The sequence below is a fragment of the Pseudomonas sp. P9_35 genome (genome assembly GCF_034008205.1).
GTDB classification, from domain to species: domain Bacteria; phylum Pseudomonadota; class Gammaproteobacteria; order Pseudomonadales; family Pseudomonadaceae; genus Aquipseudomonas; species Aquipseudomonas kilonensis.
In genome coordinates this window covers 5,831,243-5,844,222 of record NZ_CP125373.1, presented here as the reverse complement: position 1 = coordinate 5,844,222, position 12,980 = coordinate 5,831,243, and the positions used below count along the sequence as shown (strand labels likewise).

Here is a 12,980-nt window from a genome sequence, read left to right as displayed (position 1 = left end):
AGAGTGATGATCCCGCCAGGAACGAAGCCCCACGGAGTCAGGGACGAATGTCGATTTTCCTTTTGTTGCGCACGTACGCGTCGTCCTTCTTCCATCGGTTCGGCTGGGCGGGCCTGGCCATTGCGTTGGGCGTGCACCTGGCCACGGCCTGGATCGGCCTGGTGCTGCTGGGCGAGCAACACCTCATCGCCGCCGCCACGTTTATCTACTTCTATCTCACCACCACGCTCACCGTCGGCTATGGCGATCTGTTGCCACAGACATCCGCCGGGCGAATTTTCGTGGCGACCTGGATCATGCTCGGGGGCATTGCCCTGTTGACGACGGTCATCGGCAAAACCACCAGCAGCGTCATCGATGTATGGAGAAAAGGCATGAAGGGCAAAGGCGATTTCACCGGCAAGGTCGGCCATACGGTGCTCATCGGTTGGGAGGGCGCCTCCAGCGAGCGGGTCATCGAACTGCTGCTGCAGGACGAAACCTCCAATGACAACCTGATCGTCATCTGCGATTGCGATCTCGAAGAAAACCCCATGCCCGGCAAGACAGTGTTCATCAAGGGCGACAGCCTGTCCTCCGTCGCGCTGTTGCAGCGTGCCGGCGTGCCGGGTGCCGAACGCGTGCTGGTGCGCACCCATTCCGACGACCTGACCCTGGCCACCGTGCTGGCGGTCAATCAATTGGGCCCTGCAGGACATGTGGTCGCGCATTTCAATGACAGCGAAATCGCCGCCCTCGCCAGCGCCTATGCGCCGAGCCTGGAATGCACCTCCAGCATGGCCATCGAAATGCTGGTGCGTGCCTCCCAGGACCCGGGCTCGTCGGTGGTCATCAATGAATTGCTCTGTGTCGGCCAAGGCGCCACCCAGTACCTGATGAAACTGCCCGAGGCGTTTGAAGCGACGTTCGGCGACCTTTATGCCCGAATGAAAGAACAGCACAACGCTACGCTGATTGGTTACCGCGCCAAGGGCGCCCGACACCCGTCGATCAACCCGCCCGGCGCCACCCGCGTCGTGGGCGGAGAACTCTTCTACATCGCCTCCACGCGTCTCAAGGAAATTTCCCATGGGGTGGTTTAAACAGTTGATGGGGCTTGAGGCCCCGAACGCGAACACGACAGCCAGCAATAACTCGCCTGTCACCGGGCCGCTGGGCCTGGCCTCCGGCAAGCAAGTCATGTTCGACTCCACGCTCAAGTTGCTGCTCGACGGCAACAGCAGCGTGGTCATCCCCGGCTCCCAACAGATCTGGAGCCTGGGCATCGTCGACCTCGGGCAGTCGAACTGGCTGTCGCGCTGCTACATGAACGACGAAGACTACTGGCTGCAAGTACACACCAGTGGCGATATCGCCGGGCAGATCGAGTCGGTGATCCTGTTCAACTACCTCAGCTACGTCACGATCAACAGTGAAGCGGAGTTGCGGCGCCTGGCCGGTCCTGAAAGCCTGATCGGCCTGCCGACCTACACCCACGACGGCGTCGAGTACACCCGCGAATGGGGCACCGAGGCTGGCCAGACAGAACTGGTGACGTTGAGCGAGCGCGTGAGCAATCCGGATGAGTCCTACAGCGTCGAGCACCGTTCGATGCTGTACGCCCGCGACACTGGCCTGACGGATCGCCGGGAGTTCTTGCTGTTCTCCGTCGAAGAGGACGCCGAAGGCACCGTCAGCCTGAGCACTTCGCTGGGTATTTCGCTGTACACCACTGACCTGAACACTCTTTGAATAAGGAAGAAGTCCATGCTTGAAGCGCTCTCCATTTCCCTGAACAAAGCCGCCGTGCTTGGCTTTGTCATGTACATCCTCGGCGCCGCCGTGCTGTTCGCGCTGTTCCAGTTCATCTACACCCGCGTCACGCCGCACAAAGAGTTCGAGCTGATCCGTTCGGGCAACGTGGCGGCGGCCATCGCCCTGGGCGGCGCCGTCATCGGTTTCGCGATTCCGGCCAGCAACGTGATTGCCTATTCGATCAGCATGCTGGATTTCGTTGTCTGGGCGGTGATCGCCGCTGTCGTTCAATTGCTGGCGTTCCTGGTGACCAGCCTGGTGCTCAAGGGCGCTTCCGCGCGGATCAAGAACGGTGAAATCGCCGCGGGTATCTACATCGCCGCCGTGGCCATCAGCGTCGGCATGTTGAACGCCGCGTGCATGACGCCTTCCACGAACTGATTGCGCCACGGAGAACCCGATGAAACGAAGCAAGTACGTCCAGCTTTCGCTGGCCGCGTCGGTCGCCCTGGCGATATCCGGCTGCGGGCCAACGGAAAAAACCTACAAGTTGCAGAAGAAGTACAACTTCCAGTCGGTCCAGCAATGTGTCGATGAAAAGCTGCCGGTGGATATTTGCTCCACCGCCTACATGACCGCCATGGGTGAGCATCGTCGCATCGCGCCGGTGTACGACAGCCAGGCTGATTGCGATGCCGACTTCGTGCCCGATTGGTGCCAGCAGGACTCGGCCGGCAAGTTCCTTCCCAAGCTGGGTGGTTTCGAGCTGAACGCCGATGGCGAAGTCACGCAGTCCGAGGTCGATGCCGCCCGGGCCAAGTTGCCGGCTTCGGAAGCGAACGTCGGTGGTTCAGGCTTCGGCAATCTGCTGACCGGCATGCTGATCGGCAATATGTTGAGCGGCAACCGCAGCAGTTATTACTCCGAGCCGGTCTACCGCTACCGCGATGATCGCGGCGACTACGGGTCCTCGACCCTCAGCCAGCGTGTGTCCAGTGGCTCGACCTTTACCAAGTCCAACCAGGCGCGGTACGGCAGCTACACCGATTCCATCAAGAGCAGCAAGGCGATGGCCGTCGCGTCCTCCACGTCTCGTGGCGGTTTCGGCAGCAAGTCCAGTGCCCGCAGCGGTTGGGGCGGTTCGAGCAGCTCCGGCGGTTGAGGAACCAGCGCCATGAAGAAGATCCATTGCGCAGAACGTCATGACTGGAAACAGACCGCCGAGCAGCTCGGCTTTCTGTTCCACACCATCGACGACGAACCCTATTGGGACGAAAGCGCGTACTACCAGTTCACCCTCAAGCAGATCGAGGACGACCTGGAAGACCCGACCACCGAGATCCATGACATGTGCATGGACCTCGTGGCCCGCGTGGTCCAGAGCGAAGAATTGCTGGAGCGCCTGAGCATTCCCGCGCCGTTCTTCGACCTGGTGCGCACTTCATGGCTCGAAGGCCACCCGCATTTGTATGGGCGTATGGACTTCTCCTACAACGGCACGGGCCCCGCCAAGCTGTTGGAACTCAACTACGACACGCCGACCAGCCTCTATGAGGCGGCGGCGTTTCAGTGGGGCTGGCTGGAGCAATGCATCGAGCGCGGTTTGCTGCCCAAGCATGCCGACCAGTTCAACAGCATCGACACCAAGCTGCACCAGGCCTTTGCCCAGTTGCAGCTCAAAGAGCCGTTTTATTTCGCCTCGATGAAAGGCTCGGTGGAAGACAAGGGCACCACGGACTACTTGCGCCTGATCGCGGAAAAAGTCGGCATTGAATCGCGGCACATCGATATCGAAGACATCGGCCTCAACAGTGACGGGCGTTTTGTCGACCTGGAAGAGCGCTGGATTCCGCACCTGTTCAAGCTGCATGCCTGGGAGTTCATCTTCCACGAGCCGTTTGGTGAAGCGATTGCCCAGTGCGATACGCAGTTTTTCGAGCCGGCCTGGAAGTCGATCATCTCGAACAAAGGCATCCTGCCGCTGCTGTGGGAATTCAACAAAGGCCACCCGAACCTGCTCGCGGCCCACCTGGATACCGACACCAGCAAAGCGGTGCCCAAGGGCTGGGTGCGCAAGCCGTTCTTTTCCCGGGAAGGCGCCAACATCGAGCTGCAAACCGCTGATGGCCTGATCGTAAAAGAAGACGGCCCCTACACCGACGCGCCGTTCATCCTCCAGGAATTCGCGCCACTGCCACGCTTTGGCGACAGCTACACGCTGGTTGGCTCCTGGGTCATCGGCGACCAGGCCGCCGGCATCGGCGTGCGGGAAGACAACAGCCTGATCACCAAGGATTCAAGCCGGTTTCTGCCGCATCTGATCCTCGACTGATTACCCCCTCCACACCCAACCCCCTGTGGGAGCGAGCTTGCTCGCGATGGCGGTGGATCAGCCGATTCGATGTCGGCTGACCTGGCCCTATCGCGAGCAAGCTCGCTCCCACAGGGTCAGGCAGCCCGCTGTTTTCTCAGGTCCACCAGTACCGAACCAGGTGGAAGAAGATCGGCGCCGCGAAGCACACCGAGTCCAACCGGTCGAGCATGCCGCCGTGGCCTTCGATCATGTGGCCCCAGTCCTTGACGCCGCGGTCGCGTTTGATCGCTGACATGACGATGCCGCCAGCAAACCCCAGCAAGTTGATCAGCAAGGCGATGAGGAACGACTGCCAAGGATTGAACGGCGTGATCCACCACAACGCGCCACCGATCAGCGAGGCCAGGAAAATGCCGCCGACAAACCCTTCCACGGTTTTCGAGGGCGACAGGTTCGGCGCGATCTTGTGTTTGCCGAACAGCTTGCCGCAGACGTACTGCAACACATCCGAGAGCTGCACCACGATCACCAGGTACGCGATCAGCAACAGGTTGCGCCCTTCGAAACCGGCGATGTCCAGCGTCAGCAAGGCGGGCACGAAGGAGATGCAGAACACCGCGATCATCAAGCCCCACTGAACCTTGGAAGCGCGCTCCAGGAAGTGCGTGCTGTCGCCGCCCAGGGACGCCAGGATCGGCAGCAGCAGGAACACATACACCGGAATGAAGATCGAAAACAGCCCGTACCAGTCGTAGTAGATCAACAGGTATTGCAGCGGCAGCGCCAGGTAGAACGCGGCCACCAGGGCTGGATAATCGCTGCGTCGGGTGGGTGTGAGGGTCAGGAATTCCCGCAGGGCGTAGAACGACACCGCGTAGAACAACAGGATCACCGCGGCATTGCCGAGCCAGAACGCGATGCCGATCACCAGCACCATGATCCACCAGGCATTGATCCGGGCGTTGAGGTTATCGATAACCGAGTTCGGCGCGCCTTTGGTCCGCAGCCTGAGAATGAAACCGATCAACGAAGCCAGCACCAGAATGGCGCCGATCCCGCCAAACAACATCAGGGTATATCGATCCATGTCAGACGTGCTCCGGGGCCAGTGCCAGCAGCGCGGCGCGGCTGCGTTCAAGAAATTGCTCTTTGCTTTCACCTTCCTCGATGCACAGCGGCGCACCGAAACTGGTGGTGCACAACAGCGGCAGAGGCAGGACGCGGCCTTTGGGCATGACGCGGTTGAGGTTGGCGATCCACACCGGGATCACCTCGACCTCGGGGTGTTTTTTCATCAAGTGATAAATTCCGCTCTTGAAGGGCAACAGGCCTTCCTCCGGATTGCGTGTGCCTTCCGGGAAGATGATCAGCGAGTCGCCGTTTTCCAGCGCATCGAGCATCGGCTGCAATGGGCTGTAGGAAGGATCCTTGCGCTCACGGTCCACCAGCACGCCGTTGAACACCCGGTTGATGATGTAGCGACGCATCGGGCTGGTTTGCCAGTAATCGGCCCCCGCTACCGGGCGGGTGAGCTTGCGCAGCGCCGGCGGCAGCGAGGCCCAGAGCAACACGAAGTCACCGTGGCTGCTGTGGTTGGCGAAGTAGATCCGTTGCACCGGCGTCGGCGCGCAGCCGAGCCACAGGCTGCGAGCGCCCGTGACCATGCGGGCGGCGGAGGTGATGAGGTTAGCGACCACGGGTTCGAACATGAGGATTCCTTGTCCTGAGAAACATAAGCATAACTGTGGCGAGGGAGCTTGCTCCCGCTGGGCTCTTGTAGGAGCTGTCGAGCGAAGCGAGGCTGCGATCTTTCCACAGCCCATTGAGTCGAGAGCAGAAGATCAAGATCAAAAGATCGCAGGCTTCGCCAGCTCCTACATACCTGAAGCTAACCAGGGACTGGCCAGGATGAAGCCCAGTACCAAGACAACTTGTATGGCCAGCAACCGCGATTGCCGACGCAGCAGCAACAACGCGCCGTGCCGGCGTTCGGTCCAGAGACGGCCGGCACGTGCGGCCGGTTGCAGGCCCAGCGAGGTGAGGGCCTGGTCCAAGGTATAGGTGCGTTCGGCCAGGGATTGGGTGCTGTCAGCCATGCGCTGGAACAGATCGGCATCGAATGCCACGCGCAGCGCCCAGTATTTCTCCAGCACGCCGAGGACGATCAGTGTGGCACTCAACAGCAGCAACCACGGATCGATAACGCCCACCAGCCACTGCCCCAACCCCAGCAGCGCCCCAAGCAGCGTCAGCCCGGTGGACAGCTGGTCCAGCGAATGCCCCCGGCGCAACAGGCTCGCCACGGTGTGGAGCTCCATATCAGTGATCATGGACATTCCCCTGTGCTGTGGATAACTGCTCCAGCGCGCGACGGTGTGCCGCGTGCAAGACGATACGCGGCCGAGCGCGCTGGATTTGCACGATTGCCGCGTCAACGTTCGCTGCCCGCCCACTGTGCAACAACCAGGCAACCACCGCCGTGGCGCTGCGCGAATAACCCAGGGCGCAGCAGACCAGCACCGGACCGTGCTGGCGCAGGCTTTCGATGGCCTCTGCGGCTTTCAGGCATTGCTCGGCGGTCGGTGCGGTCAGGTCGAGCACTGGCAACGAGCGATAGGCAACGCCCGTACTGTCCATGGACAGTTCTGCGCAGAGGTCGAGCACGCCGGTAAACGCGCTGTCCTTCAACTCCATCGGCGTGGGGATTCGCCCCAGCCAGACGTTATCCGCCACCTGGTCCGGCTGCGGATGCTTGCGCGTCCAGCCGCGCGAATTGATCCACGCCGCCGCCAGGTAAGGCGCCAGCAACCAGCGCGCCGCCGGACTCAAGCGGCCGTCGGCACGCTTCTGGAAACCGTCGGCACCGAACAGCAGGTAATTCAGCGCCACCACGAGCACCGCGACCGCCGGCCAGATCAGCCAGAGCCACGCGCCGCCCAAGGCAAACGCCGGGATGAACAGCACCGCCGCGCCCAAGCCATAACGCAGGGCCAAGCGTCGGCAGGCAGGATCCGTCGCCAGCCGCGCACTCAGCAGCGGACTCGGACGGTCCAGCGGCCACAACCAGACACACAGCCAACCGGCCAACGCGCCCGTGGGCAGGTCAATGAAGTGATGTTGATAAGTGGTCAGCACCGACACGCCGATCAACGCGAACCAACCGTGCATCACCCAGCGCCAGAAGCCCTGCAGATGCCGCTGATAGCAGACCCACAGCACCACCAGCAACGCGATGTGCAGCGACGGCGCTTGATTGAACGGCTTGTCGAAACCCGCCAGCACTTCGAACAACCAACCGAACACCCCGTCCATTTCCGGGCGGGGGAAGGTGAAGCGCAATGGCCAGAGCAAAAAGCAACTGACCGCAATCACCTGCGCCGTGAGCAGGCGCAAGGCGTGGCGCTTGAGTTCTTCGCGGCTGGTGGGCAACAGCAAGGACAGGCCGTACAGCAGATCGATCGACCAGTACGGCACGATGGTCCAGGCCATGAACGGCATGTGGCTTTCCCAGGCGAACACCAGCGTGCCGACGTCGTCACGCTGGGACGTGACCCAAGTGGCGAAGCCATAGGTGGTGAAGAACAGCGGCGCCAGCAACAGCAGCCACAGCACCGCCGGTTTCAGCAGTGCGGGCTCGCGGGCCGGGGCGATGACGGCGCTCATTACTGCACTCGCTGGGCCAGCGAAACGCTGAAAATGCCCCATTCATCGACCCGCAGGGTGATCTTGCGGAAGCCCGCCGCCTCAACCAATTGATCCATTTCCGCCTGTGTACGTCGACGCATCACCCAGGCCTGACCTGCGCGGTGGCTGGTGAGGGCGCGGGCGATCAGTTCCAGTTGCGGGTGCCACGGCTGGCCGGTATAGACCAGGAAACCGCCAGGCTCCACAGCTTCGGCCAGGCCGGCGAGGGAGCCGCCGACCAGTTGGTTATCGGCAAACAGCTCGTACAGGCCCGACACCACGGCGAGGGTTGGTTTCGGCTCCAGCGCCGCCAGATCCTGGCGGTCGAAGGCATCGCCTTTGACGAATCGGGCGATATCGCCCAAGCCTTTTTCCACGATCAGTGCACTGCCGTCGCGCACGTTGATGTCGCTGTAGTCGCGCAGCAGGATCGACTCGGGCAACGGGCTGACGCCTTGCAGCGCTTCGAGAATGTAGCGGCCATGGCCGGCGGCGATGTCGACGATGCGCACCTCGCGGTCTTGGGCGCGCAATTCGGCCATCGCCAGGCGCAGCAGCTCCTCGACGTTCAGCTTGCGCTGGCGAATGCCGCGCCAGCCGATGGAGTTCAGGTAGTTCTGGTCAATCATCCTGCCCAGCGCCGACGTGCCGGTGGGGCGGTTGCGGTAGACGTAATCCAGGGTGCTGCCGGAGTCGAACCCGGTGTCGAAGCCCAGCTTCACCCCGGCCGACAACTTGCTGCCAAAGCGCATGCTGGCGCGGGTCATGCGCCAGTAGAGGTCGCGCAGCGAGTTGTGCGGCAGCGGCGTGGCCAGGGTTTCGGCTTCGGCGCAGGTCGCGCCCAGGCGATCGGCGTCGAGCAGGGAAGGGCGGTCCAGCGGTCGGGCAAAGTTCTGCAGGATGAAGCGGCGGGCACTGGCAACGGCCGGCGCGCGGTTCTTCTCGCCGAGGGTGTCGTGGAAGAAGCCCGGCAGGATGTGCTTCTCTTTGTGCAGGCTGCCCAGGCGCTCAAAGAACTGCTCCTGGGGTTTGCGGTGCACGACAAAGTCCGATCCGGAGATCAACAGTTGCGTCGGCACCTGGATCGCCTGGGCATCGGCCACCACGCGGTCGGCGGCTTCGTACAGGCCCAGCAGCACGTTCACCGAAATGGCCTTGGTAATCAACGGATCGCTGTCGTAGGACGCCACGCGCTCCGGGTCATGGCTGAGGAATTTCGCCTTGACGTAGCTGTTGACGAAGAAATTGCCACGGAACTTGCGCATCAGCGCCAGGCCCGAACGGGCGAACGGCACGTAGAGCTTGACCTTGAACGCTGGCGACGCCAGCACCAGCGAGCGAATGCGCGGCGCGTAGTCGTGGACCCAGGTGGACGCGATCACCGCGCCGACGCTTTGTGCGACCACGGCGATGTTCGCTTCGTCGATCTGATGCGCCGCGCCGATGTTATCGCAGAAGGTCTGCACATCCCGGGCACTGGTGGCAAAACTCGGGCTGTCGCCCCGTTCGCCAGGCGACTGGCCATGGCCGCGCGAGTCCCAGGCAAAGAAGTCGAACCCGGGCAGGTCCAGTTCATCCACCAGGTGCGCAATGCGCCCGGAGTGTTCATGACCACGATGAAACAACAACACAGCCTGGCGGGGCTCACCCGCGGCCGCGTCGACAGCCGGCCAGTGCCGGTAGAACAACTCCACGCCATCGTGGGTGGTGAACGTCAGTTCCTGGGCTTCGCGCATTGCAAGTTCCTTTATGCTGAGGGAGCGTTTTCCTTCACTTGGCCCAGGCCATGACGGACCCGATTGACCAAGGTATAAACCAGCAGGGCGGCAACTACCGCCATCACACCATCGACCCAGAGCGCCCCGAGCCAACCCAGGGCAATGCCGGTCGCCAACACGCCCAACACAAAGGCGCGATCACTCTTGCCCATCGGCCCGTCATAGCGCCGCGAAGCCCCCACCATTGCCCCGAGCACGCCGGCGTATTCGCTGAACAACGCCAACAGCGTGACCAACAACACGAGCAATAGACTGGAATCGGCAAACAGGGCAAAAGGCAGGATCAGGGCAGCGTCGGCGATGATATCGCATAGCTCATTGAGGTAGGCGCCCAGATGCGATTGCTGGCCAAACTCCCGCGCCAACATGCCGTCCACGGCATTCAACGCCATGCGCAGGAACATCCAGATTGGTACCAGGACGAAGATCCACGGATGGTTGGCAAACCAGGCGATGACCGCGCCGACCAATACCGAAACGATGCCGGCGAGCACCGTGACCTGGTTGGCGGTGACACCGTTGTTGTAGAGGCGTTGGACCATGGGGCGCAGCAGGTTTTGAAAGGCGGGCTTGAGTTGGTAGATGGAGGGCATCGGGGTGAGATCTCGGCCGGTTGCGGGGCTGGGCTTATACAGGTGCGAGATTACGATAGGTTGAGGGCTTGCAGGCGGGTATTTCTCGAGAATGAGCGCGGATAGGCATCTAAAACCAGTGATCTGTGCAAGAAATAACCAATGTGGGAGCGAGCTTGCTCGCGAATGCGGTGTTTCAGTCAACCTCAATGGCGGCTGACCCACCGCATTCGCGAGCAAGCTCGCTCCCACAGGTTTTGTGCCTGAAATGAATTGTGCGCTGTGCATGCGATCCTGTTTCAAGGCTGCATTGGCCGATGTTTTGACTCTGATTTATACTGAGCGAGCTATGAGCACTATTTGTATTTAAATCTCCTTATAAAACAATCTGTTGAGAGTTAATTTTTGTTAGGTGCTGCCGGGAGGTAAGCCATGGTTATCGAAGAGCGGCTTAAAAGATCAATCGCCTTGCGAAAGGACGATGTGTTTCTACGCTCCGAGTTTTCCGACTTCGGCAGCCCCGCGCAGGTATCCCGAGCGCTGCGTCATCTGGTGGCCAACGGTGTATTGGTCAAGCTCGGCGTGGGTGTCTTCGCAAAGGCCAAGGCCAGTGTGCTTACGGGCAAGCCGATACCGGTTCGCCCCCTTGAAGTCTTGGCACCTTTGGTTCTGCAAAAGCTTGGCGTGAAGATCACGGCGGGACGCGCAGTGCGTGAATACAACGCCAGCGATAGCTTGCAGCTACCCGCCGGCATCGTTTTTGACACAGGTTCACGGCGTATTAATCGCAAGCTCGGCTTCGGTGGTCGGTACGTCGTTTATGAAAATCATCACGCCTGAACAGGTCGAGTTAATCGATGCGGTGTTGGCTGAGGTCGATGTCGGGCTGCTTACGGCTAGCATCCTGGAAAAAGACGTCCCCTGACGGATGCTTTGCAAGCTCTGATGGGGATGCGGTTTCCAGGTGTTCGCCTGGTGTTTTGCGGCGGCACAAGCCTGTCGAAGGCTTACCAACTGATCGAGCGTATGTCGGAGGACGTCGACTTAAAGATCGTTTTGGACGAGCCTGATGCGTTAAGTGCCTCGGCTCAGAAGCGGCATCTCAGCAACCTGAAGGCTCAGGTTTGTCATGTCCTCGCCGAGCTCGGTTTCGAGGCAATAGTGGAAGCGCGTGTTGCCCGGAATGAAAACCGATACTTCGCCAGTCGTTGGCAATATGCTCCGCAATACCCTCACGACACCAGTTTGCGCCCTTATCTAAGCCTTGAGCTGACTGCGCGAATCCCACAGTTTGAAGTGACTCAGCAGCCGCTGGAGTACCTGGTCAATCGACTCGCCGCCAGGTCTGGGCGATTGGGTGATATTGCCTGCGTAGCGGTTGAGGAAACGCTTGCGGAGAAAGTCATTTCGTTTCTTCGCCGCTACGCCCAACACCAAGCCGGAGCGATGCTCCAGCCGTGGGACGATACGTTGGTGCGGCATATCTATGATGTTTACTGCATAAGCCGTGGCGATCTGGCTGTCGGCGAACGAGCCGCTCTCGGTTTCAAACGTCTGGTGGAGTTTGATGCGCTCGAATTTGGTCGGCAGTTTCCTCCATTTGCTGACGATCCGGGAAATGTCATGCAGTGCGCTCTCCATCAGGCGAGTTCGGATGCGCAGATTCGTAGCCAGTATGACGCGAAGCTCATGCCGCTGATTTTTGGCAATGTCCGCCCGAGCTTTGATGAAGCTTATGTTGTGTTTCGTCTGCACGCCGAAGCGTTGATTCGGACGCTGTAACACTCTCGGATCATAAACGGGTTAACGGACCCTGCTCGCGGGTGTCTTCTTTCGAGCAAAGCGGGTCAGCAGCCGGCTGACTAAATACAAGGAGTGTTTCAAATGCTGCAGATGGATTGGCTCACTAACCACATGGATAAAAGCGACCAGATGGCCGAGTGGCTCCATCGGGAGTTCAGTTATGAATTCGCCCAGCAATCCCTCGCCAGTTGGCAGCAGGAATTCGCTGCGGGGCAGCACGATGGCCGCTGGAAGTGCCTGATCGCCATGGAACACGACCAGTTGCTCGGCGGCGCTTCACTTGCCAGCCACGACCTGCCTGACCAGCCTGAGCTGGGCCCGTGGCTGGCGTGTGTGTTCATCACCCCAGAGGCTCGACGCAGAGGGCTTGCAGCGCAGTTGATCGAAGGCATCTGCAGCCATGCGCGAGAGGCTGGAATCATCACCTTGTTCCTGCACACCCACAGCCAACGTGATTATTACGCCAAGCTGGGTTGGGACGTGCTGGAGCGTTTTGAGGCTTGGGGGGAAGAGCAGTGGCTTATGGCGCGGTGTTTGTGATTGCGGTATGTGTGCTCCCCCCGGCATGCAATGGCATAATTTTTTACGCGGTTAGAGTCCTACACTTGAGAATTCACGTGCATAATGAACCATCAATATCATTGCAGGTGTCACGAGTCTTCGTGTAGAGATAGCAGCCATCGCTTGTGATAATCTAGCTGAATGTTAATGTCGGTGACTAAATTTTTGTCCTCGTAATCAAAGATTTGGACTATGTTCTCCCTGCCTGCGGCTTTGCCCCAAGAGACTTCGTAAGCTACTAGTCCGCTAGCCATTTGCGAGCACATACGCGAAGGGTAGACGTTGATTTTCGAACCCTTGCACAGAAATTTAATGTTGGGGAAATCTTGTCGTACCTTGCCGAGGCATGTGTAGTAATCAAGGCCTGTGTATGTTTTCTCTGATTTTCCAGGAATTTTTACTGTCAGAGCTATATCTCCTCTGTCGTATTCAAGAGTTGCGTGATTGATTTTTCCGTGAAGCTCAATAGTTATTTTTTTGGCGATCATTTTATGGGATTGCCTGCCGGAAGTGCGCATCAGTAAACTGTCCTAG

Annotated in this window: 15 protein-coding genes; 8 read left to right on the top strand and 7 right to left on the bottom strand. The window is 60.0% G+C overall.

Annotated features, from left to right (window positions below; all coding sequences use genetic code 11):
• Window positions 1–47: 47 nt before the first annotated feature.
• Genes QMK47_RS25995 through QMK47_RS25975 form a run of 5 tightly spaced genes read left to right on the top strand, consistent with a single transcriptional unit; the run spans window position 48 to window position 4,066 of the window.
• Entirely contained in the window at window positions 48–1,082 is a 1,035-nt protein-coding gene (locus QMK47_RS25995) for an ion channel (protein WP_253469771.1), read from the top strand.
• A complete protein-coding gene (locus QMK47_RS25990) occupies window positions 1,069–1,731 on the top strand; it encodes a DUF2491 family protein (protein ID WP_320389517.1) in 663 nt (220 codons plus the stop codon). Before QMK47_RS25995 ends, QMK47_RS25990 begins: the two co-directional genes overlap by 14 nt.
• Before the next feature lie 15 nt (window positions 1,732–1,746).
• A complete protein-coding gene (locus QMK47_RS25985; RefSeq protein WP_014340424.1) occupies window positions 1,747–2,175 on the top strand; it encodes a DUF350 domain-containing protein in 429 nt (142 codons plus the stop codon).
• 19 nt (window positions 2,176–2,194) lie between these two features.
• The gene (locus QMK47_RS25980; RefSeq protein WP_253469768.1) at window positions 2,195–2,896 is read left to right on the top strand and encodes a DUF1190 domain-containing protein; all 702 of its coding nucleotides are present in this window, start codon (window positions 2,195–2,197) and stop codon (window positions 2,894–2,896) included.
• A 12-nt stretch (window positions 2,897–2,908) separates the two neighbouring features.
• Window positions 2,909–4,066 (top strand): glutathionylspermidine synthase family protein, encoded by a 1,158-nt coding sequence (locus tag QMK47_RS25975; protein WP_253469765.1) that lies wholly within the window; start codon window positions 2,909–2,911, stop codon window positions 4,064–4,066.
• A 136-nt stretch (window positions 4,067–4,202) separates the two neighbouring features.
• Here QMK47_RS25975 and QMK47_RS25970 read toward each other — a convergent pair whose 3' ends face one another.
• The 6 genes from QMK47_RS25970 to QMK47_RS25945 form a co-directional block, all read right to left on the bottom strand.
• Window positions 4,203–5,135 (bottom strand): phosphatidate cytidylyltransferase, encoded by a 933-nt coding sequence (locus QMK47_RS25970; protein WP_003205974.1) that lies wholly within the window; start codon window positions 5,133–5,135, stop codon window positions 4,203–4,205.
• Between the two features lies 1 nt (window position 5,136).
• Complete coding sequence (locus QMK47_RS25965) at window positions 5,137–5,757, bottom strand: lysophospholipid acyltransferase family protein (protein WP_214512525.1); 621 nt, start codon at window positions 5,755–5,757, stop codon at window positions 5,137–5,139.
• A 165-nt stretch (window positions 5,758–5,922) separates the two neighbouring features.
• Complete coding sequence (locus QMK47_RS25960; protein WP_253469763.1) at window positions 5,923–6,378, bottom strand: hypothetical protein; 456 nt, start codon at window positions 6,376–6,378, stop codon at window positions 5,923–5,925.
• Window positions 6,368–7,711 carry a phosphatase PAP2/dual specificity phosphatase family protein gene (locus QMK47_RS25955; RefSeq protein WP_320389516.1) on the bottom strand — a complete coding sequence of 448 codons (1,344 nt, stop codon included), beginning with the start codon at window positions 7,709–7,711 and terminating at the stop codon, window positions 6,368–6,370. Before QMK47_RS25955 ends, QMK47_RS25960 begins: the two co-directional genes overlap by 11 nt.
• The gene (locus QMK47_RS25950) at window positions 7,711–9,468 is read right to left on the bottom strand and encodes a bifunctional alpha/beta hydrolase/class I SAM-dependent methyltransferase (RefSeq protein ID WP_320389515.1); all 1,758 of its coding nucleotides are present in this window, start codon (window positions 9,466–9,468) and stop codon (window positions 7,711–7,713) included. Before QMK47_RS25950 ends, QMK47_RS25955 begins: the two co-directional genes overlap by 1 nt.
• 11 nt (window positions 9,469–9,479) lie before the next feature.
• The gene (locus QMK47_RS25945; protein WP_024619064.1) at window positions 9,480–10,103 is read right to left on the bottom strand and encodes a CDP-alcohol phosphatidyltransferase family protein; all 624 of its coding nucleotides are present in this window, start codon (window positions 10,101–10,103) and stop codon (window positions 9,480–9,482) included.
• Between the two features lie 411 nt (window positions 10,104–10,514).
• On the opposite strand from QMK47_RS25945, the gene QMK47_RS25940 reads away from it, so the two are divergent.
• The 3 genes from QMK47_RS25940 (at window position 10,515) to QMK47_RS25930 (ending at window position 12,425) form a co-directional block, all read left to right on the top strand.
• On the top strand, window positions 10,515–10,922 hold the full coding sequence (locus QMK47_RS25940; protein ID WP_003205962.1) for a DUF6088 family protein: 408 nt from the start codon (window positions 10,515–10,517) through the stop codon (window positions 10,920–10,922).
• A 93-nt stretch (window positions 10,923–11,015) separates the two neighbouring features.
• A complete protein-coding gene (locus tag QMK47_RS25935; RefSeq protein WP_258689483.1) occupies window positions 11,016–11,864 on the top strand; it encodes a nucleotidyl transferase AbiEii/AbiGii toxin family protein in 849 nt (282 codons plus the stop codon).
• A 102-nt stretch (window positions 11,865–11,966) separates the two neighbouring features.
• Window positions 11,967–12,425, top strand: a complete 459-nt coding sequence (locus QMK47_RS25930; RefSeq protein WP_214512520.1) for a GNAT family N-acetyltransferase — start codon at window positions 11,967–11,969, stop codon at window positions 12,423–12,425.
• A gap of 110 nt (window positions 12,426–12,535) precedes the next feature.
• On the opposite strand, the gene QMK47_RS25925 is transcribed toward QMK47_RS25930, so the two are convergent.
• Window positions 12,536–12,964 (bottom strand): hypothetical protein, encoded by a 429-nt coding sequence (locus QMK47_RS25925; protein WP_258689482.1) that lies wholly within the window; start codon window positions 12,962–12,964, stop codon window positions 12,536–12,538.
• Window positions 12,965–12,980: the final 16 nt, after the last annotated feature.